Genomic DNA, 18,079 nt, shown 5'->3' on the forward strand with positions numbered 1-18,079 from the left:
TGGGGATTGTGAGCATTACCGGATGCACGACTTTTCAGATTCCAGTGCAAAGCTTTCGGCAGCAATTGGCTGGGGTTAACGCAGCCAGTTTGCAACCCGTGAAAGTTGCCGGACCATATGGATTACCAATTATTTACCGTGCTAAGTGCTTGTTCAAAATTAACTAATGGATTGGTTGTTACTTTGAAGATGCAAAAACGCTACATTTCCTTGGACGCTGCGGAACGGACTACGCTGGAAGCTGGCCGTCACCATCACCCGCAGCACCAGTTCCGCGCCCGTTGCCAAGGCTTGTTGTGGAGCGCGGACGGGCAGTCGGTCCCCGCGCTGGCGGCCCTGCTGAACGTGAGCCAGGGCACGGTGTACGGCTGGTTTAACCGCTGGGAACAGGGCGGCTTAGCGGGCTTGGCCAACGCCAAAGGGCAAGGTCGGCCGGCTATCCTGCAGCCCGCCGACCAGCAGCGCGTGGAAGCCGCTGTGCGCGCCAACCGCCAGCAACTCAAAGACGTGACCGCCGTGCTGCGTCAGGAACTGCGCAAAGATTTCTCGGCCCTGACGCTGAAGCGTTTTTTAAAAAGTGTGGGGGCAAATGGCGGCGCTTCCGCCACGGGCTGAAACCGGCCCAGGACCCGGACGACTACGCCTTCAAAGCCCACCAGTTGCGCCAGGTGCAAGAGTTGGAGCAAGCAGGCGCGCTTGACCTGTTCTACGGCGATGAATCCGGCTTTTGTCTGACCTCGGCCATCCCGTACGGCTGGCAATTTCCCGGCGAACACGTTGCCACCCAGCCCCGCCATAGCCAGCGCTTCAACGTGTTGGGCTTGTTCAACGCCACCACCAACGAGTTGCACACCGCCGCCCGTGAGGGAAGCGTGGATGCGGCCTTTGTCATTGACACGCTCGACGCCTGGGTCGCGACCCGCACCCGGCCCACGGTACGGGTCCTCGACAATGCCCGCCTGCACCACACCGCCGCGTTTCAAGCGCGGCTGCAGGACTGGGAGGACCGCGACGTGCACATTTTCTACCTGCCCACCTACAGCCCTCACCTCAACAAAATCGAGACCCTCTGGCGCAAAGTCAAATACGAGTGGCTGCGGCCCGAAGCCTACGCCGATTTCAAAACCCTCAAAACCGCTGTGTGGCACATTCTCGACCGCGTTGGCCGCCAATTCACCATCCAATTTGCAACCTGACATTGCCGAAATAAATTTGAATAAGCACTTAATGTGAATACGCTCAAAACGATTAAGTGTGTTACGGCGAATGGGAGGGACGTAATGGTACCGAATAGCCCATCTATCGAAGTTCGGATTTCCCACCAAGGCAAAAAAAACATCTTCTATTTTGACCGGCTCTACGTTCGAGATAGCGCCGTCATCGGAAGTCAATCAACCTTTATACCGGGATTGACAAAGGGAATTCCGTTGCGCGATATTACTAAAATTGAGGTGCAGGACGGGCACAAGAATTTTCATTACGTGAATTAGAGCCGCAAAACTTTGATAAACCAAAGGGCCCCGCGGGCGTAATAGGGAAAGGGCCGGGACTATCCCCGGCCTTTGCCTTTTACCATTCCCCACTTATGTCCATCTTCAGCAGCGATAAGCTCAAGGGCAAGAAAATCGCCATCATTGCCACCGACGGTTTCGAGCAGGTCGAACTGACCGAGCCCAAGAAATACCTCGAAGGCGAGGGCGCTACCACTCACGTCATCTCCCTCAAAAGCGGCTCTATCAAGGGCTGGGACGGACCCAATAACGACTGGGGCGACAAAGTGAGCGTCGATAAGGTCATCACCGATGTGAAGCCGGCCGACTACGACGCCCTGGTGCTGCCCGGCGGCCAGATGAACCCCGACATCCTGCGCCTGAACAAGGACGTGGTGAGCTTCGTGCGCGAGTTTGCCGGCTCGGGTAAAGTAGTGGCTGCCATCTGCCACGGGCCCTGGACGCTGATTGAGGCCGACGTGGTGCGCGGCAAGAAAATGACCAGCTGGCCTAGCCTGAAAACCGACCTTAAAAATGCTGGCGCCTACTGGGAAGACTCGGAAGTAGTAACCGATAAAGGCCTCATCACCAGCCGCAAGCCCGAGGATATTCCCGCCTTCAACAAGAAAATCGTGGAGGAAATCCTCGAAGGCCAGCACGCCCCGCGCACCTAGGGGCCCAAGCTTTCAACTTGAATGTAAAACGGCCCGCTACTATACAGTAGCGGGCCGTTTCCGTAGCGCGAACCTAGTAGTTCGCCCCGCTGCCCAGTCGCTGAACGGTAATCGTTCGGCGGTAATCGGCAGGACGAAGCGAGCGCCGTGAACTATAAAGTTCGCGCTAGAAGCAAACGGAGTTACAGGCCGGCGGCGCGTAGCGGGGCCCCGGCCAGGTGCAACAGGGCCGTCATGGCCAGGTCGAATACGAACAGGAAGCCGCCTTGCAGCAGCACCGAGTGGCCAAAGCCTGCCAGCCGGGCAGGGTGGCCCGCGCCGGGCTCGGTGGCCCGGCGACGCAGCCAGAGGGCCACAACGACGTAGAGCACGTCGAGCCCGGTGTTGATGAGGAACAGGTTTTCGTCGTGGTGGTGGGCCCCCGCTTCGGCGGCCAGCGACCAGCCGGCCGGCGGCAAGCGGCGCAGCATGACGATGCCCCAGGCAGCGAGGCCGGCGTTCACCAGGGCCCAGGCCACGTTCATGAGGTGGAAGTAGTAGGGCTCCAGGCGGCGGTCGGCGCGGCCCACGGCGTAGCCGCTGCCCACTAGGTTAATGATGACCCAGGCGGCGAGCACCGCCAGGCCACGGCCCACAATTAGCTCGCGGGTTGCGTACAGGGCGTTGGGGTCGAGGACAGGCATGGGAAAAGAAAATAAAAAAAGCCGCCTGCCCCACCGCAACCCGGAAGGTAGCGCGCGGGCAGGCGGCGGTGGGGGCCCAGCCGGCCTATTGGGTGAAGCCCAGGCCCAGGTACACCTGGAAGGTTTGGTTGTGCAAGTTGCTGCTCGACAGGTCGGCCACCTTGTTGTTGCCGTACTTTATCGACACGCCGTCCTTGTATACATTGCCCAGGCCCAGGTCGTAGCGCACGCCGATGCGGGCGGGGCCCACGCGGCCCTCAAAGCCGGCCACGGCGCCGTAATCAAGCGCATTGAAGCCGCCGGCGGACAGGGCAAGGTCCTGGTCGTACACCCGGGCGTTGGTCAGCAGCGACACCTGCGGGCCGATGTGGAAGCTCAGGTTCTTGGTGAAGTTGGCTACGTACAGGATGGGCAGCTGCAAGTAGTTCAAGCGGGTGGTGCGCTGGCTTTCGTTATAGCTGGGGCCCCCCACCGAGTTGAAGTTGGCGATGTAGCCTTTGCGCGTGTACAGTAGCTCGATCTGCACGGACGACGTCTGGTTGAAGCCAAACTGGCCGTATACGCCGCCGTGGAAAGCGTTGAGGGAGGTGGGCCCGAGCAAGTCCTTGCCGCCGCCGTAAAGGTTGCTCAGATTATAGCCGCCCTTGATGCCGAAGCCGGTGTTGCGCGAGTCGGTGACGGCGCCGCCGGTGTAGTCCTTCGAGGAAAGGTCGCCGCCGGCGCGGGCCTGGGCCATAGCCGCCGGGGCCGCCGCGACGCCCAGCATAAGCGTGAGGAGAAGATTTTTCATAGATAAGGGAACAGATAAAGTGGTAGAAAACAGCGGTCCCGGCGGGGCCGCACATCGGGTATCGACGAGGCCCTATACTTCGCCCCGCCCAGAAAGTTGCCCGCCGGGGCCCCGGGGGCCTAAAAATCCGCGGGCCGGTGCTACCTTTGCCCGGCTCGCCACCCTCCGGCGCGGGCGCCTTTGGGGTATTAGCTCAGTTGGTTCAGAGTACCACCCTGACACGGTGGGGGTCACTGGTTCGAGCCCAGTATGCCTCACAAAAAGCCTTCCCGCCGCGCGGGGAGGCTTTTTGCATTTGGGCCCCGGCGCTTGGCGTAGCTTGGCGGTGCACCCCAACTGACCACATCCCAGGGCAATGTTTGAGTTGGTGTGCCTGGTGCTGTCGAACGGAGTGGCACTCCGTTTCCGTGCGAAGGCCGAACGGAGTGCCACTCCGTTTACAATCCTTCCGTACTGGCTGTACACTGACCTGAAAATTACTGTAGATGCTGCCCATTGCCTTCGCGCCCAGCTATGCCCACCCGCTGCCGACCGCCCACCGCTTCCCGATGCTGAAGTACGAGCTGTTGCCCGAGCAGCTGCTGTACGAAGGCACGGCCACGGCGGCCGATTTTTTTGTGCCCACACCGCCACCCGACGCCGATATTCTGCGGGTGCACGACGCCGGCTATTACCAGCGCCTGCGCCTCGGCCAGCTCACCCGGCAGGAGGAGCGGGTGACGGGTTTTCCATGGTCGCCGGAGCTGTTTGCGCGCGAAATCACCATCCTCGGTGGCACCATCGAGTGCGCCCGGCGGGCCCTCGTGCACGGCGCAGCGTTCAACATCGCCGGCGGTACCCACCACGCCTTCCGCGACCGGGGCGAGGGCTTTTGCTTGCTGAACGACCAGGCCGTCGCCGCCGCCTGGCTGCTGGCCAACGGCTTGGCGAAGAAAGTGTTGATTGTGGACCTGGACGTGCACCAGGGCAACGGTACGGCCGCTATTTTCCAGCACGAGCCGCGCGTGTTCACCTACTCGGTGCACGGGGCCCGCAACTACCCCGGCCGCAAGGAAACTTCCGACCTCGACCAGCCCCTGCCCGACGGCACCACCGACGCCGAGTACCTCTCCCTACTAGCCGCCACCCTAGGGCCCCTGGTGGCGCGGGTACGTCCCGACTTCGTATTTTACCTGGCCGGCGTGGACGTGCTGGCCACCGACAAGCTCGGCCACCTGGCCCTGAGCCGCGCCGGCTGCCGCCAGCGCGACGAGCTGGTGCTCCGCCTGTGCCACGCCCAGGGCCTGCCTGTGGTGGTGTGCATGGGCGGCGGCTACTCCGCCCACATCGCCGACATCGTGGAAGCCCACGCCAATACGTTTCGGGCGGCCGCCGGCCTGTGGGGCTGAGTTAGGGCCCTAGGAAACTGGCTATACTCGTCACGAAGTAGGGTGCGGGGCTTGTCCCCGCTCGTCGTTGAACGAAAGCCGACTGAACCGTTTAAGGACGGGCGGGGACAAGCCCCGCACCCTACTTCGTTTTCGCATTCTACTTCGTGAGCAGTATAACCAGATATACAGTCCCAGAGTGTGGTGGTGTAATTTCGGGGATGGGGAAATCTGAGTAAAACCAGGCAAGTGCCGTCTTCAGATTCCTCCTTCGCCGGAACGACAAAGCCTTATTCGGATAGCCTGTTAGGATCCCCAGCGGCCCGGCAGCGGCTGCCACTCGCGTAGCCGCTGCCGGGCCGCTTGCCGTGTATCTTGCGGCATGGCTTTTCTCTCCTCATCGCGCCGGTTGGTGCTGGCCGCCAGCGTTTTCCTGGTCGATACCGGTGCCACCGCGGCCCAAACAATGCCGAACGCCTACCAGGTCGTGCACACGCCTGATTCGGCCAAGGTGTACTTCTACGTCGAGCAAATGCCACAGCTGCCTGGCAAGGCCAGCATTGCGGCGTCCATCCAGCAGGGGGTGGCCCCGGGTAGCGGCTGCGGCGGCAAGGTGTTCGTGTACTTCGTAGTGGGCCCCAGCGGCACAGTGAAGGACGCCAAAGTCGTTAAAGGTCCGGACGGCGGCTGCAACGCGGCCGTGCTAGCGGCAGTGCGCAAGCTGCCGCGCTTCCGGGCAGGCCGGCAAAACGGTCAGGCCGTGGCGGTTTCCTACACGGTGCCGCTTACTTTTTAGCCAGTTGCCAGTTGCCAGCCGCCGGGGCCCTAACTCGGCCAGATAACCAGCTGCCACCGGAACGCCCAGCGCCAGCGCAGCTCATATTTTGCCAGGCCGGCTTGGGCCAGCAGCCGCACCCAATCGGCACGGCGGAAAGCGCGGGCCACCGACAGCGGTGCGTCGTGCCGCACCAGGTACGAGCCGCCGAGCAGCCGCGTCAGGGCCCAGATGCTGCCGTAGGCCATCCAGTGCCGGTGCAGGTCGTTGACGACCACCGCTACCTGCGCCTGCCGGGCCCACTGCCCCAGCAGGGCCCCCAGCTCGGCATCGGTGAAGTGGTGGCAGAACAGGCTGCACGTCAGCACATCGAAGGCCTCAGCCTGAAATTCAGCCGAGAAAATATCGAACTGCTGGTAGCTGATTTCGGGGTAATCGGCGCTTTTGGCGCGGGCGTAATCCAGCATGAATTGGTTGGCGTCGATGCCGACCAGCTCCACCGCCACGCCGTGCCGGCGGGCCCAGCGGGCCACGTGGCGCAGGGTGTCGCCGCCGCCGCTGCCCAGGTCGGCCACGCGCAGGGCCCGGCCCGCGGGGAAGCGGGGCCGCAGCCGGGCCAGCGCGTCCAGTACCGGCTGGTAGCCACCCAGCCAGGTATTGATGACTTCCAGCTCGTCGAGATTGCGGCGCAAATCGTCGGAGGCCAGCGTCAGGTCGTCCATCAGCTCGGGGCCGGGCGCTCGGTCATTTAACATTTAGCAGGCATTATGTAACACGCGCTTTTTGCTATTCGGCCGCCACGAGCGCGGCGGCAACTGGCTCCCCTTCCATCGAACGGACAGCCTTTTCGTTGTTAACTGTCAATTGATAACTGTCAACTGAAATCTCCAGCAGCATGGCCTCCAGCGTCAGGCCGGGGCCAAAGGCGAAGCTGAGCACCGGGGCCCCGTGGTCGGCGGGGGTGGCGGCGGCCAGCACATCGCGCAGCACAAACAGCACCGTAGCCGACGACATGTTGCCGTAGTCGCGCAGCACGCGGTAGGCGAAGCGATTATCGTCGTGGCTCAGGTCCAGGGCCTGCTCAATGGTCTCCAGGATCTTGCGCCCGCCGGGGTGGATGGCGAAGTGGTGAATGTCGGCGCGCCGCACCGGCAGGGTTGACAGCAGCTGCTCCGTGAGCCGCCCAATGCCACGCTGGATGAGCTTGGGTACGTAGCTGCTCAACGTCATCTCAAACCCAAAATCGTTGATGTGCCAGGCCATGTCGGCGTGCCCATCAGGCTCCAGGCCGCAATGAAACGCGGTGAGGGCCAGGCTGGGGGCCCCGTCGGGCAGCGGCTGGCCCTGCACCAGGCACGCCGCCGCGCCGTCGCCAAACAGTGCGTTGCTCACCAGGTGGTCGTCTTCGGCGCTTTTCTGGAAATGCAGTGTGCACAGCTCCACGCTCACCACCAGCACGCGGGCGGCGGGATTAGCGCGGCAGGCGGCATCGGCCAGCTTCAGGGCGTTCACGGCGGCGTAGCAGCCCATAAAGTTCACGCAGGTGCGCTGCACCGCGGCCGGCAGGCCCAGGGCCTGTACCAGCTCAATGTCGAGCCCCGGGGCGTACATACCCGTGCAGCTCACCGTGATGAGGTGCGTGATGCTGGCCATTTCCAGGCTCGGCACCTGGCGGCGGCAGTCGGCCACGGCGGCCAGGGCCAGCGGCAGGGCCTCGCGGCGGTACACGGCCATACGCTGCCCTACCGATGGAAATGGATTCAGGCCAGGCGTGTTCGGGAAGAAAGTGTAGTCGCCGTTGGTGCGGCCGTAGTCGGGCAGTACCGAATAGCGCTGGCTAATGCCCGACACCCGGTACAAGGCCCGGAGCCGGCGGGCGTCGACGTCGCCGAATTCCAGGGCCTGGGCCATAAAATCGGCAATTTGTTGCTGCGCGATGCAGTGGGAGGGGTTGGCGGTGCCGATGGCGCCTAAGTAGCTAATCATTGTGCGCAGTTTACGCAAAATACGGAAAGCGTGGGGGGAAAAGATTTCGTCCGGCCGGTTTGCCAGCATTTTCCTCAGAACGGGGCCCCGTGGGTGCGGCGCATCAGGCCCTGCACGGCGGCGGGCCAGTGGGCCAGGGCCCGCACCACGGCCTCGCTCAGCACGGGGCCCCCAAACAGGCCCTGCACGGCGCGCCCCACCCGCAGCCGGGTCCCAAACTGCGCCTGCCACGCCCGGGCGTAGGCCGCTTCCATGGCCGGGCGGCTGGTTTTTTCGGTCAGGAAATCGTGCGCGGCGGCACTGGCCAGGGCCCCGCCGTGCAGGGCCATGGCCATGCCGTTGCCGCACAGCGGTGTGATGAGGCCGGCCGCGTCGCCGCACATCAGCACGCGCTGCTCCACGGGCTGCTTCGGGGCAAAAGAAATCTCGTTGATGACCTCGGGCTGGTCGTACAAAAACTCGGCTTCGTGGAAAATGGCGCGCAGGTGCGGATTTTGGTGCAGCACCGCTTTTTCCATTGCCGCAATGGTGCCGCCGTGGGCCTTCAAATTATCGCGCGTGGTGAGGTAGCAGAAGCACAGCTTGCCGTCCTCAATGGCCGAAATGCCCGCGTAGCCGGCCCGGAAGTTGTGCAGCGCAATCACGTCGCGGGCGTGGCCCGGCAGGCGCAGGTGGTACTTCACCCCGAGGTAGGGCGAACGCTGCCGGAAAAACGGCCGCTCCAGCTGGCGGTCCAGGTTGGCACGCTTGCCGTAGGCTCCCAGCACCACGCGCGGGGCCAGCGCGCGGCCGTCGGCCAGGGCCACCGCGTGGCGGCCCGTGGCGGCATCAAACGCCACATTGGCCACCGTGGCGGGCAGGTAAAACTGCACGCCCGCCGCCACGGCCTTGTGGTACAGAAATTCGTCCAGCGCGTAGCGGCTCACCCCGAAGCCGCCTAGGTCCAGCGGGCTGTGCAGCACGCGCCCGGCCGGCGACGACAGCTCGAACCGGCAGATGTTGGCCAGGCCCAGCGGCGCCGGGTCGGCCCCGAGCCGGGCCAGATAGGGCCGCACCTCGTTGCTGACGTATTCGCCGCACACGCGGTGGAACGGGTAGGCCCGGCGCTCGGCCACCGCCACAGCGTGGCCGCGCCCGGCCAGGTCTAGGGCCGCGGCCAAACCGGCCAGGCCGCCGCCAATGATGAGAACATCCACTCAGCGGGGCGATAAAAAGTAGTGAGTAATCGGGAAAAGGTTTGATTCCATCAGTAATAATAGCTTTTTCATCAACAACATAGATATTTGGAATTATCTTTGTCAACTAAAATTAATTTCCATCGTTAACCTCATCAGCCCCTGTGTCATCCACAGCAAGCGGGCCGATTTGCTACCTCGAATTTTTGTATGATGCCACGCTTACTTGTCTTTTCTCTTCTTCTAGCCCTGGCCACTGGTGGCCTGGCCAGTGGGTTTGCCCCGCCCACGCTGCCCCAGCCCAGCGAGGCCCAGCGCACTACCATGCAGCAAACGCGCCCCGGTCCCGACGATAAGACGCTGGCCGTGTACCCCAACCCCAGCACCGGCATCGTGCACCTCACCATCAACGGCCAGGAAGGCCGCCGCGTCGAGCTGCAAGTGCTGAACGTGATTGGCTCGGTGGTGTATCACGAAACCATGACCGACCTCAACGACCGCGCCACCAAAGTGCTCGACCTGAGCCGCTTCGCCAATGGTTTGTACTACGTGAAACTTGAAGGCAACGGCGCTAACCAAATGTGTAAGCTCGTCATCCGCTAACGATTTCAACGGCGATGCCCCGGTTTTCGTGTGGTAAAGGCAACAAAAAAGCAGCCTAGCGGGCTGCTTTTTTTGTTTATGGGGCCAGAGGCCTTATTTGCTACGCACCGGCACAGGCACCAGCTTGGGTTGGGGGGCCTGGGCAGCACGGCGGGCAATGAGGGCGGCAGCGCCTAATAAGCCTAATACGAGGGTCAACATAGCGGCAATGAATGAATAGTGCGAATGAATCAACGGTTCCGCGCGGGACCGGTGTAGATCGCCCATATAACCCGGGGAACCGGCATTAAGTTGTCCCAAACCAAGTATAAGATTAAGGCCTGGCTAAGGTAGGGGAAATTTGTGGGGAGCAACAGGATACCGCCTCAGCGCACTTGCACGGACCGCTGCTTAATCATGCGGTAAATGGTGGATTTGCCCACCCCCAGGCGGTCGGCCGTGGCCAGCACGTCGCCGCCCAGCGCGTCGAGGCACTCCTGCACGAGCCGGGTGGTTTCCTCGCGCAACGTGCGCGCGGGCCCGCTGCCGGCCGCCGGGGCGGGGCCCCGCAGCGACAGGTCGGGGCTGCGGATCAGGTCGCCTTCGGCCAGCACGGCGGCTAGCTCCACCACGGCCTTCAGCTCGCGCACGTTGCCGGGGAAGGGGTGGGCCAGCAGCCGCTGCCGGGCGTCGTCGCCGAAGCGGCGCGGCGGCAGGTTGTTGCGCTGGCAAAACGTCTGCACGAAGGCCTCGGCCAGCAGCAGCACGTCGGGGCCCCGCTCGCGCAGCGGCGGCAAGGCAATGGGCAGGCCCAGCAGGCGGTAGTACAGGTCTTCGCGGAAGCGCCCGGCCTGTACCTCGGTCAGCAAATCGTGGTGGGTGGCCACCACCAGGCGCACGTCGAATGCCACCCGCTGGCGCCCGCCCACCCGTACCAGCTCGCGCTCCTGCAACACCCGTAGCAGCTTGGCTTGCAGGCTTAGCTCCAGGTCGGCCACCTCGTCGAGAAACAGCGTGCCGCCGTCGGCCTCTTCAAAGCGCCCCACGCGCCGCGCCACGGCCCCCGTGAAGGCTCCCTTTTCGTGCCCAAACAGCTCGCTTTCGAGCAGCTCGCGCGGAATGGCGGCCATGTTCACGGCTACAAACGGCCGGCCCGCCCGCTCCGAGCGCGCGTGGATGGCCTGAGCCACCAGCTCCTTGCCGGTTCCGGTTTCGCCGCTGACACTCACCGTGATGGTGGTGCGCGCCGCCTTGCTGATGAGTTCCTGCAAGCGCAGTATGGTGGGGTGCGCGCCCAGGATGGGCGCGCTGGCACCGGCGTTGCGGGCATCGAGCTGCTGGCGCAACTGTTCGTTTTCGCGGCGCAGGCGCACCTGTTGGCGTACCTGGCCCAGCAGGTTCCACAGGCGCTCGCCGGTCGAGGCATCCTTCACGAGGTAGTCGTGGGCCCCCAGGCGCAGCAAGGTTACGGCGGTGGCCACGTCCTCCTGCCCCGAAATAACCACGATGGCCGCCTGGGGGGCCCGCTCGCGCAGTTGGCGCAGCGTGTGTTCGCCGTCGGCGTCGGGCAGCGAGTAGTCCAGGGTGATGACGTCGGGTACCTCCCTGGCCATTTGGGCCAGGCACTCGCTGGCCGTGCTAAAGCGCTGCACGCGGTGGTCGGGGTTGCGGCCCAGCTGGTGGAGCAGCAACTCGCCGTACCACTCGTTGTCTTCTACAATAAATATGCTTAAAGGAAGAGGTGCTTCCATGCTAGCTAAAGGTATATCGAACGGTATTCAGGCCGTGGGGCTCGGCCCATCAACGTAATAAAATAGGAAATTTTCCTACAATAATTATATTTTATAGAATAACCTCGCTTCGAATTGAAAATTTATGAAAATACTTACCCAAGGGAAAATTAGCCACTTGGCTGCGTAAATGGAGTTTTATTTCTCGTTTTATAAAAAGACCATTCTCAATTTAGGAATATAAACTTTATAATGGGCTATTGTGCGCATCCTATGCAAGTAATAATTTGTTAAAGTATTGATTGATAGAGTTATGAATTATTGATTGAAAATTAGAGAAGCGATTGTGAAAACTGATGCTAACCAAGCTAAGTGCTACCGCATCAGTATTACTCTTCTAATAGGGGTGGGGCCATCGTGCCTGCCGTGCTAGCGCTCACGGGCAGCGGCGGCATTATGCTGGGCCCCGGTGGAGTTGCAGCCAGTTTTTAAAAACCGGCCTCAACAGTACCGGCCGGCCCGGCAACCGCGCCGGTGTGGTTGCCGGGCCGGCCGGTACTGTTGAGGTCGGCTTGCTGGATATTAACGCGCCGAATATTAACGCGCCGAAAAAATTTACCCTGCCGGCTGATGATGCGGCTGGTAACCTGGTGGAAAGCGCTACGGCCAGCAATCTGCCCATGCTTGGCTTGCTGCCCAATGGCTCGCCCGTGGTGGCCCTGGCCGTTGGGATCCCGGCCAGTAGTTCGCAAGTGTACCCCAGCCCCGCGCCGGCGACCGTTAGCCTGCGCTACGAAGGCACCGGGGCCGCCAGCGCCTACGTGTACTCGGAAATGGGCCACCACCAGGGGGCCGTGGGCTAGGTGCGAAGTAAATGGCCAAAGCTACGACCCGGAACGGCGGGCACGCAACCAGTCGCGGGGCCCCGAAAAAAGATTGGGTACTTGCGGCGGCAGTAAATCGGGTCGGAATTAATTAATTGACGCAATTCGGGAGGGCGATAAAAATTTCTATTGGATGAAATAAAAAATTAAATCTACGAAACAATTACCGGGCATAAAATTTGCGTAATTTTGCAGCATGATTCGCCCCAATCATCCCCCGATGGAGCGTGGAACAAAGCCGCAAGGCATTCTGCGAGAGGACCAACCGGTCGTTGCTTTCGGCGATTTTTCTGTTTTTCGCCTTGCTTCCGTTTCGGTTTTCCGAGACGGTTTTTTTATGTTCGTACGGCCCAGTTTCTAATTCAAATAGCCCCCCTATACCCATTCGTTTCTCACTTTGATGGATTCCAACACGCTCGCTCCGGAAGTAGCTGCTGCCCTTGCTTCGGCCCACGCTGGCAACTGCAACTTGAGCACCGAGCCCAAGCGGATGGCCGTGATTAAGGTGTGGGACGCCATGTTCCGCGGGGCTCGCAAATACGTGGAATCGGAGCATTTCCTGGCCGTGCACAACATGCCCCACATCGTGGGCGCGAGCGGCGCTTGCGAGAACACCGACACGCTGTTCACCATCGATTGGTACGACGGCAAGAAAATGTTCCTGCCTCAGTCGAACCAGCTCTACATCGAGATGCTGACCCAAAAGGTGGAAAGCGGCCGCGTGTACGGCGAAATTCAGAGCTTCCGCAAGGAGCTGAAGGCCGACAACTACCGCCTGGTTGACATCAAGTTCTTCAACGTGCGCAACAACGACGACGACCCCCGCGTGGTGAACTCGACCGACTTGCTGCTGCCGCTGGCCGGCGAGTCGGCCGGTGCGGACGAGCGCGAGCTTGACGGCGCTAAGCTGCGCCATAAGCTGAAACCCAGCTCGATGCCGGCCGGCCTCATCCGCCAGGGCATGAAGCTCAAAGACTTCGCGTGGTACCTTGCGCTTCCACCAGCAGAACGAAGTGCAACTGCACTCGGGCGCTGGCGTGGGCATGGCCCACGTGGCTCCGTTCATCCCAGGCCAGATCGACATCCGCTACTGCGCATCGTTCCTCATCAACCGCGAGAACGTTATCTAGTTGACCCACAGTAGCAAGCTGCCCGGTGCAAGCCGGGCGGTTTTGCTTCCGGGCCCCCGGTGGGCCGTGCGGGCGCCGCCAGCCCGCGCATTGGAATAATCAAACGTTTTACCCGTGGGCCCCTCGTGTCTACGATCTTATGCAACAGCTGATTACCCGCGTTCATTCGGCCAACTCGCTACTCTGCGTGGGCCTCGACCCCATCGGCACGGACGCCGAAGTGGTGGTGCGCCTGCGCCAAGTGGTGGCTGAAACCCACACTTACGCGGCGGCTTTCAAGCCGAATTTGGCTTTTTTTCTAAGTCGGGAAGCTGGCGTGGCGCTGCTTAAAAGCACCATCCAGGGCATTCCCGCAGATATTCCGGTGATTTTGGACGGTAAGTTTGGCGACATTGCCAATACGGCCGACCACTACGCCCGCTTCGCCTACGACGTGGTGGGGGCCCACGGCGTGACCGTGAACCCTTACATGGGCGACGACGCCATCCGGCCCTTTGCCCGGCCTGGCAAGCTGGTGTTCTCGCTGGCTAAGACCTCCAACAAGCCCGCCCACAACCTGCAAGACCAGGCCCTGGCCCACGGCGGCCACCTCAGCGACCTGGCCGCCCAGGTGGCCCGGCAGCTCGACGAGGAGCTGCCCGAGGCCATCATTGGCCTTGTGGTGGGCGCCACCGAGCCCGCTGCCATGGCCCGCGTGCGGGCCGCCTGCCCGCGGCAGTGGTTCCTGGTGCCCGGCATCGGGGCCCAGGGCGGCGACTTGGCCGCCACGCTAAAGGCCGGCCTGCGCAAAGACGGCAGCGGTGTGCTCATCAACGCCTCGCGCAGCATCTGGCAAGCAGCCGATGCCGGGAAGGCGGCGCAGGAGCTGCGCGACCAGATTAATGAGTTTCGCGTGGTAAGGGCTTAAACGTTATTTTTATGAAACTAAGGCCGTCATGCTTATCTGGCGTCCGCGCAGCCGAAGCATCTCTACTGCGGCAGTAATCAGTTAGTCAGCGGCAGAGATGCTTCGGCTGCGCGGACGCCAGATAAGCATGACGTTCTAGGATAGTTGTTCGAATAAAATCTCCATGACCCCAATCCTCACCCCCGACCTGCCCGCCGCCGAAGTGGCCACCATCCTGGAAGCGCAGCTGCGCCAGGAAGATGCGCTGCTTAGTGGCCACTTCAAGCTATCGTCGGGCTTGCACTCGGATACATATGTGCAATGTGCGCGCTTTTTGCGGCGGCCCGAGCTGGCGGCCCCGGCCATGGCCGTGCTGGCGGCGCAGCTGCGGGCGGCCGGCCTGGTGCCCGATACCGTGGTGGGCCCCGCGATGGGCGGCGTGGTGGTGAGCTACGAGCTGGCCCGCCAGCTGGGCGTGCCCTCACTTTTTACGGAGCGCGACGCGCAGGGCGAAATGACCTTGCGGCGCGGGTTTACGCTGCGCCCGGGCGAGCGGGTAATCATTGCGGAAGACGTAGTTACGACCGGCAAGAGCACGCTGGAAGTAGCGCGGGTTTTGGGGGAGATGGGGGTGGAAGTTTTGGCGGTGGCCTCCTTAATTGACCGGACGGGTGGTGCGGTGAAGCTTCCGTTCCCGAACTTTGCCCTGTTGGCGGTGAACGCTGCCGTGTTTGACGCCGACCACATTCCAGCGCATCTGGCCGGAGTGCCGGCCTTGAAGCCGGGCAGCCGGCCCGAAAAGGCCGCGTAAATTCATTGATTGGGAAGGCAGCTTTTTAGCGAGGACTTATGACTTTGACGGATTTGGAACCGACCACCCATACCATCCAACTCACCCTCAAGCCGGGCCAGCACGACGGCGACGGCCACCGGGTGGCGGCCGCGGCGGCGCGCCACCTGGGCCTGGCTACCGGCCGCGTGCGCACCGCCGCCCGCTACACGGTGCGCTACGGGACCCTGAGCACGGAGCAGCTGCACGCCTTTGCCACCCGCTGCCTCGCCGACCCCGTCCTGCACGACGTAACCCTGAACGAAGTCGTGGCCCCCGTGCCCGGCTTTGCTGCTTATATTCTGGTGGCCAGGGGCCCCGGCGTGACCGACGACGAGGGTACCAGCGCCCAGAATGCGCTGGCTGACTTTCTCAACGAGCCGATTGACACGCGCACGCAGCATATTTTCAGCAAGCGCCTGTACTTGCTGGAGCACGACCTGCCCACCGCCGACCTGCGCCGCCTGGCCGAAGAGCTGCTGGGCAACAAGATGATTAACCGCTTCGAGGTAGGCCGCGTGGCCGACGGCATCCGCGACTATACGCCGCGGCCCGGCGGCGGCGCGGAGGCCATTACCGAAACGATTTCGCTCACCGGCCTCAGCGATGGGGCCCTAGTGCAGCTCTCGAAGGACAACATCTACGCCCTGAACCTGGAGGAAATGCGCGCCGTGCGCGCCTACTACGCGGCCCCCGCCACCCAGGCCACGCGCCGCGCCCAGGGCCTGCCCGCCGACCCCACGGACTGCGAGCTGGAAATCATCGCCCAAACGTGGTCGGAGCACTGCAAGCACAAGGAGTTCAGCGCCGTTATTAATTACCGCGATTTGGCGACGGGGGAGGAGAAGCAGATTGACTCGCTCTTCAAAACCTACATCAAAGACGCCACCTCGGAAGTGGACCGCCAGCTGCGGGCCAACGGCAACGACTGGCTGGTTAAAGTGTTCAGCGACAACGCCGGGGCCGTGCGCATCAACGCCGATTCGCTGTTTGTGTGGAAGGTAGAAACCCACAATTCGCCCTCGGCCATCGACCCCTACGGCGGGGCCATCACCGGCATTTTGGGCAATAACCGCGACCCGCTGGCCACCGGCATCGGCGGGGCCCGGCTGCTGTTCAACACCAACGTGCTCTGCTTCGGCAACCCCGCCTACGACGGGCCTCTGCTGACCGGCCAGCTGCACCCGCGCCGCATTCTGGAAGGCGTGCGCAAGGGCATTGAGGACGGCGGCAATAAGTCGGGCGTGCCCACGGTGAACGGCGCCATCGTGTTCGACGACCGCTACCGCGGCAAGCCGCTGGTGTACTGCGGCACCGGGGCCGTGATGCCGATGCAGTTCGCGGGCCTCGACTCGTGGGAGAAAAAGATTGACGCCGGCGACCGGATTGTGATGGCCGGCGGCCGCGTGGGCAAGGACGGCATCCACGGGGCCACGTTTTCTTCGATTGAATTGGACGAAAGCGCCCCGGCCACGGCCGTGCAAATCGGCTCGCCGATTACCCAAAAGCTAGCGATGGATTTCCTGCTCCTCGCCGCCCGCCGGGGCCTGCTCAAGTGCAGCACCGATAACGGCGCGGGCGGCCTGTCGTCGTCCGTGGGCGAGCTGGCCGGCATCAGCGGCGGCGCGGTGGTGGAGCTGGAAAAAGTGCCGTTGAAGTATCCTGGCCTGCGGCCCTGGGAGATTTTTGTGAGCGAGTCGCAGGAGCGGTTTACGCTGGTGGTAGAGCCCGCCCGGATGGCCGAATTACTGGCTTTGGGCCTGGAAATGGAAGTGGAGGTGACCGATATCGGCCACTTCACCAGCGACGGCTCGCTGGACGTGAACTTCGACGGGCAGCCCGTGGCGCGCCTGGCACTGGCGTTTCTGCACGACGGCGTGCCGCGCAAAACGCTGGAGGCCGAATATGAAAAGCCCGCCGCCACCGAGCCGAAAATCCCGACCCAAACCGACTACACCGGCACGCTGCGCCAGCTGCTGGGGGCCCTGAATATCTGCTCCCGCGAATCGGTCATCCGGCAGTACGACCACGAGGTGAAGGGCCGCACGATTGTGAAGCCGCTGATGGGCGCCACCGGCCAGGCCCCGCAGGACGCGGCCGTGGTGCGCTTCAACTTCGAGAGCTGGGAGGGCGTGGCCGTGAGTAACGGCATTTTGCCCCGCTACGGCGATTTGGACGCTTACCAGATGTCGGCCGGCTCGTTTGACGAGGCGGTGCGCCAGATTATTGCCGTGGGCGGCAAATTGCCGAACCTGTCGCCGGGCGACGGGATTTTCTGGTCAGTGAACGACAACTTCTGCGTACCCGACTCGGTGTACGACCCCGCCATCAACCCCGACGGCAAGCAGAAGCTGGCCAAGCTGGTGCAGATGTGCGAGGCCCTGCGCGACGCCACGGCCGCCTACTGCATCCCGCTCACGAGCGGCAAGGACAGCATGAAGAACGACTTCAAGGCCGACGGCGTGAAGATTTCCGTGCCGCCCACCGTGCTCTACTCCATGACGGCGAAGATGGAGGACGTGCGCCGCGCCATCACCTCCGATTTCAAGGAGGCCGGCGACGTTATCTACCTGCTCGGCGAAACCTACGACGAGCTGGGCGGCTCCGAGTTCTACGCCCTGCACAGCGAGCTGGGGGCCCAGGTGCCCCGGGTGCGCTTCGCGGAAGCCAAGGCGCTGTACACGCTCATCGGCCAGGCCAACGACGGGGCCCTCATCCAGTCGTGCCACGACCTGAGCGACGGCGGCCTCGCCGTGGCGCTGGCCGAGGCCACGTTCGGCTACGGCTGCGGCGCTTCGGTGGAGCTGCCCGAAAGTGCATTGCCCCTGGCCACGCAGCTATTTTCGGAGTCGCACTCGCGCTTTGTGGCCACTATGGCCCCGGCCGATGTGGTGGCTTTTGAAGCGCTGCTGGGCGGCCGCGCCACGCGCCTGGGCGTCGTCACCGACGATGGCCAGCTGACCGTGCGCCACGCCGGCGAAACGGTCATTAGGGCCCCGGCGGCCGAGTTGCGGCACACCTGGTCAAACGGGCCTGTTAATCAATTGCTTGGCGTGGACGAGCTGGCGGGCTTCGGCGAGTCGGCTGGGTACTAATGG

17 protein-coding genes and 1 tRNA gene are annotated in these 18,079 nt (G+C 62.9%); 12 read left to right on the plus strand and 6 right to left on the minus strand.

From position 1 onward, the window contains the following. Nucleotides 1-189 precede the first annotated feature (189 nt). The 3 genes from DDQ68_RS17850 (at nt 190) to DDQ68_RS17860 (ending at nt 2,164) form a co-directional block, all read left to right on the plus strand. Nucleotides 190-615 carry a helix-turn-helix domain-containing protein gene (locus tag DDQ68_RS17850; protein ID WP_109655318.1) on the plus strand — a complete coding sequence of 142 codons (426 nt, stop codon included), beginning with the start codon at nt 190-192 and terminating at the stop codon, nt 613-615. After that, on the plus strand, nt 612-1,196 hold the full coding sequence (locus tag DDQ68_RS17855; protein ID WP_245897453.1) for an IS630 family transposase: 585 nt from the start codon (nt 612-614) through the stop codon (nt 1,194-1,196). The genes DDQ68_RS17850 and DDQ68_RS17855 overlap by 4 nt, the downstream gene beginning before the upstream one ends. 389 nt (nt 1,197-1,585) lie before the next feature. After that, nucleotides 1,586-2,164, plus strand: a complete 579-nt coding sequence (locus DDQ68_RS17860) for a type 1 glutamine amidotransferase domain-containing protein (protein ID WP_211320169.1) — start codon at nt 1,586-1,588, stop codon at nt 2,162-2,164. 182 nt (nt 2,165-2,346) lie between these two features. Here DDQ68_RS17860 and DDQ68_RS17865 read toward each other — a convergent pair whose 3' ends face one another. Continuing rightward, nucleotides 2,347-2,847 (minus strand): DUF6992 family protein, encoded by a 501-nt coding sequence (locus DDQ68_RS17865; RefSeq protein ID WP_109657521.1) that lies wholly within the window; start codon nt 2,845-2,847, stop codon nt 2,347-2,349. An 85-nt stretch (nt 2,848-2,932) separates the two neighbouring features. Further along, nucleotides 2,933-3,637 (minus strand): porin family protein, encoded by a 705-nt coding sequence (locus tag DDQ68_RS17870; protein ID WP_109657522.1) that lies wholly within the window; start codon nt 3,635-3,637, stop codon nt 2,933-2,935. Nucleotides 3,638-3,819: 182 nt separating this feature from the next. Between DDQ68_RS17870 and DDQ68_RS17875 the strand changes: the two genes are divergently transcribed. From DDQ68_RS17875 to DDQ68_RS17885, 3 genes are all read left to right on the plus strand, one after another. Continuing rightward, a tRNA-Val gene (locus tag DDQ68_RS17875) sits at nt 3,820-3,894 on the plus strand. Nucleotides 3,895-4,122: 228 nt separating this feature from the next. Further along, on the plus strand, nt 4,123-5,025 hold the full coding sequence (locus tag DDQ68_RS17880; RefSeq protein ID WP_109657523.1) for a histone deacetylase family protein: 903 nt from the start codon (nt 4,123-4,125) through the stop codon (nt 5,023-5,025). Nucleotides 5,026-5,386: 361 nt separating this feature from the next. Next, the gene (locus DDQ68_RS17885; RefSeq protein ID WP_109657524.1) at nt 5,387-5,800 is read left to right on the plus strand and encodes an energy transducer TonB; all 414 of its coding nucleotides are present in this window, start codon (nt 5,387-5,389) and stop codon (nt 5,798-5,800) included. Between the two features lie 29 nt (nt 5,801-5,829). Here the strand turns inward: DDQ68_RS17885 and DDQ68_RS17890 are convergent, their stop codons facing one another. From DDQ68_RS17890 to DDQ68_RS17900, 3 genes are all read right to left on the minus strand, one after another. Further along, entirely contained in the window at nt 5,830-6,534 is a 705-nt protein-coding gene (locus DDQ68_RS17890) for a methyltransferase domain-containing protein (RefSeq protein ID WP_109657525.1), read from the minus strand. 31 nt (nt 6,535-6,565) lie between these two features. Continuing rightward, nucleotides 6,566-7,765: a type III polyketide synthase gene (locus DDQ68_RS17895; RefSeq protein ID WP_109657526.1), complete on the minus strand. Its 1,200-nt coding sequence runs from the start codon at nt 7,763-7,765 to the stop codon at nt 6,566-6,568. A gap of 74 nt (nt 7,766-7,839) precedes the next feature. Further along, nucleotides 7,840-8,961 carry an NAD(P)/FAD-dependent oxidoreductase gene (locus DDQ68_RS17900; RefSeq protein ID WP_109657527.1) on the minus strand — a complete coding sequence of 374 codons (1,122 nt, stop codon included), beginning with the start codon at nt 8,959-8,961 and terminating at the stop codon, nt 7,840-7,842. Between the two features lie 189 nt (nt 8,962-9,150). Here DDQ68_RS17900 and DDQ68_RS17905 point away from each other — a divergent pair, with 189 nt between their 5' ends. Then, a complete protein-coding gene (locus tag DDQ68_RS17905; RefSeq protein WP_109657528.1) occupies nt 9,151-9,543 on the plus strand; it encodes a T9SS type A sorting domain-containing protein in 393 nt (130 codons plus the stop codon). A gap of 365 nt (nt 9,544-9,908) precedes the next feature. On the opposite strand, the gene DDQ68_RS17910 is transcribed toward DDQ68_RS17905, so the two are convergent. Then, entirely contained in the window at nt 9,909-11,273 is a 1,365-nt protein-coding gene (locus DDQ68_RS17910) for a sigma-54-dependent transcriptional regulator (RefSeq protein WP_109657529.1), read from the minus strand. Between the two features lie 551 nt (nt 11,274-11,824). Here DDQ68_RS17910 and DDQ68_RS17915 point away from each other — a divergent pair. From DDQ68_RS17915 to DDQ68_RS17935, 5 genes are all read left to right on the plus strand, one after another. Continuing rightward, on the plus strand, nt 11,825-12,115 hold the full coding sequence (locus DDQ68_RS17915) for a hypothetical protein (protein WP_109657530.1): 291 nt from the start codon (nt 11,825-11,827) through the stop codon (nt 12,113-12,115). A gap of 421 nt (nt 12,116-12,536) precedes the next feature. Next, nucleotides 12,537-13,280, plus strand: a complete 744-nt coding sequence (locus tag DDQ68_RS17920) for an asparagine--tRNA ligase (RefSeq protein ID WP_109657531.1) — start codon at nt 12,537-12,539, stop codon at nt 13,278-13,280. Between the two features lie 125 nt (nt 13,281-13,405). Beyond that, nucleotides 13,406-14,173: an orotidine-5'-phosphate decarboxylase gene (gene pyrF, locus DDQ68_RS17925; RefSeq protein WP_109657532.1), complete on the plus strand. Its 768-nt coding sequence runs from the start codon at nt 13,406-13,408 to the stop codon at nt 14,171-14,173. A 163-nt stretch (nt 14,174-14,336) separates the two neighbouring features. Then, entirely contained in the window at nt 14,337-14,963 is a 627-nt protein-coding gene (gene pyrE, locus DDQ68_RS17930; protein ID WP_109657533.1) for an orotate phosphoribosyltransferase, read from the plus strand. Nucleotides 14,964-15,001: 38 nt separating this feature from the next. Continuing rightward, on the plus strand, nt 15,002-18,076 hold the full coding sequence (locus tag DDQ68_RS17935; protein ID WP_245897094.1) for a phosphoribosylformylglycinamidine synthase subunit PurL: 3,075 nt from the start codon (nt 15,002-15,004) through the stop codon (nt 18,074-18,076). The last annotated feature ends 3 nt before the right edge of the window (nt 18,077-18,079 follow it).

Origin of the sequence: Hymenobacter nivis, assembly GCF_003149515.1 — a bacterium.
Classification (GTDB): domain Bacteria; phylum Bacteroidota; class Bacteroidia; order Cytophagales; family Hymenobacteraceae; genus Hymenobacter; species Hymenobacter nivis.

Bases quoted from the DNA above. Each gene is read 5' to 3' on its own strand.
- DDQ68_RS17920 (WP_109657531.1), top strand. From the start codon at position 12,537: ATGGATTCCAACACGCTCGCTCCGGAAGTAGCTGCTGCCCTTGCTTCG.
- DDQ68_RS17890 (WP_109657525.1), bottom strand. From the start codon at position 6,534: ATGTTAAATGACCGAGCGCCCGGCCCCGAGCTGATGGACGACCTGACG.
- DDQ68_RS17860 (WP_211320169.1), top strand. From the start codon at position 1,586: ATGTCCATCTTCAGCAGCGATAAGCTCAAGGGCAAGAAAATCGCCATC.
- DDQ68_RS17865 (WP_109657521.1), bottom strand. From the start codon at position 2,847: ATGCCTGTCCTCGACCCCAACGCCCTGTACGCAACCCGCGAGCTAATT.
- DDQ68_RS17935 (WP_245897094.1), top strand. From the start codon at position 15,002: ATGACTTTGACGGATTTGGAACCGACCACCCATACCATCCAACTCACC.
- DDQ68_RS17850 (WP_109655318.1), top strand. From the start codon at position 190: ATGCAAAAACGCTACATTTCCTTGGACGCTGCGGAACGGACTACGCTG.
- DDQ68_RS17880 (WP_109657523.1), top strand. From the start codon at position 4,123: ATGCTGCCCATTGCCTTCGCGCCCAGCTATGCCCACCCGCTGCCGACC.
- DDQ68_RS17895 (WP_109657526.1), bottom strand. From the start codon at position 7,765: ATGATTAGCTACTTAGGCGCCATCGGCACCGCCAACCCCTCCCACTGC.
- DDQ68_RS17910 (WP_109657529.1), bottom strand. From the start codon at position 11,273: ATGGAAGCACCTCTTCCTTTAAGCATATTTATTGTAGAAGACAACGAG.
- pyrF (WP_109657532.1), top strand. From the start codon at position 13,406: ATGCAACAGCTGATTACCCGCGTTCATTCGGCCAACTCGCTACTCTGC.
- pyrE (WP_109657533.1), top strand. From the start codon at position 14,337: ATGACCCCAATCCTCACCCCCGACCTGCCCGCCGCCGAAGTGGCCACC.
- DDQ68_RS17870 (WP_109657522.1), bottom strand. From the start codon at position 3,637: ATGAAAAATCTTCTCCTCACGCTTATGCTGGGCGTCGCGGCGGCCCCG.
- DDQ68_RS17885 (WP_109657524.1), top strand. From the start codon at position 5,387: ATGGCTTTTCTCTCCTCATCGCGCCGGTTGGTGCTGGCCGCCAGCGTT.
- DDQ68_RS17905 (WP_109657528.1), top strand. From the start codon at position 9,151: ATGATGCCACGCTTACTTGTCTTTTCTCTTCTTCTAGCCCTGGCCACT.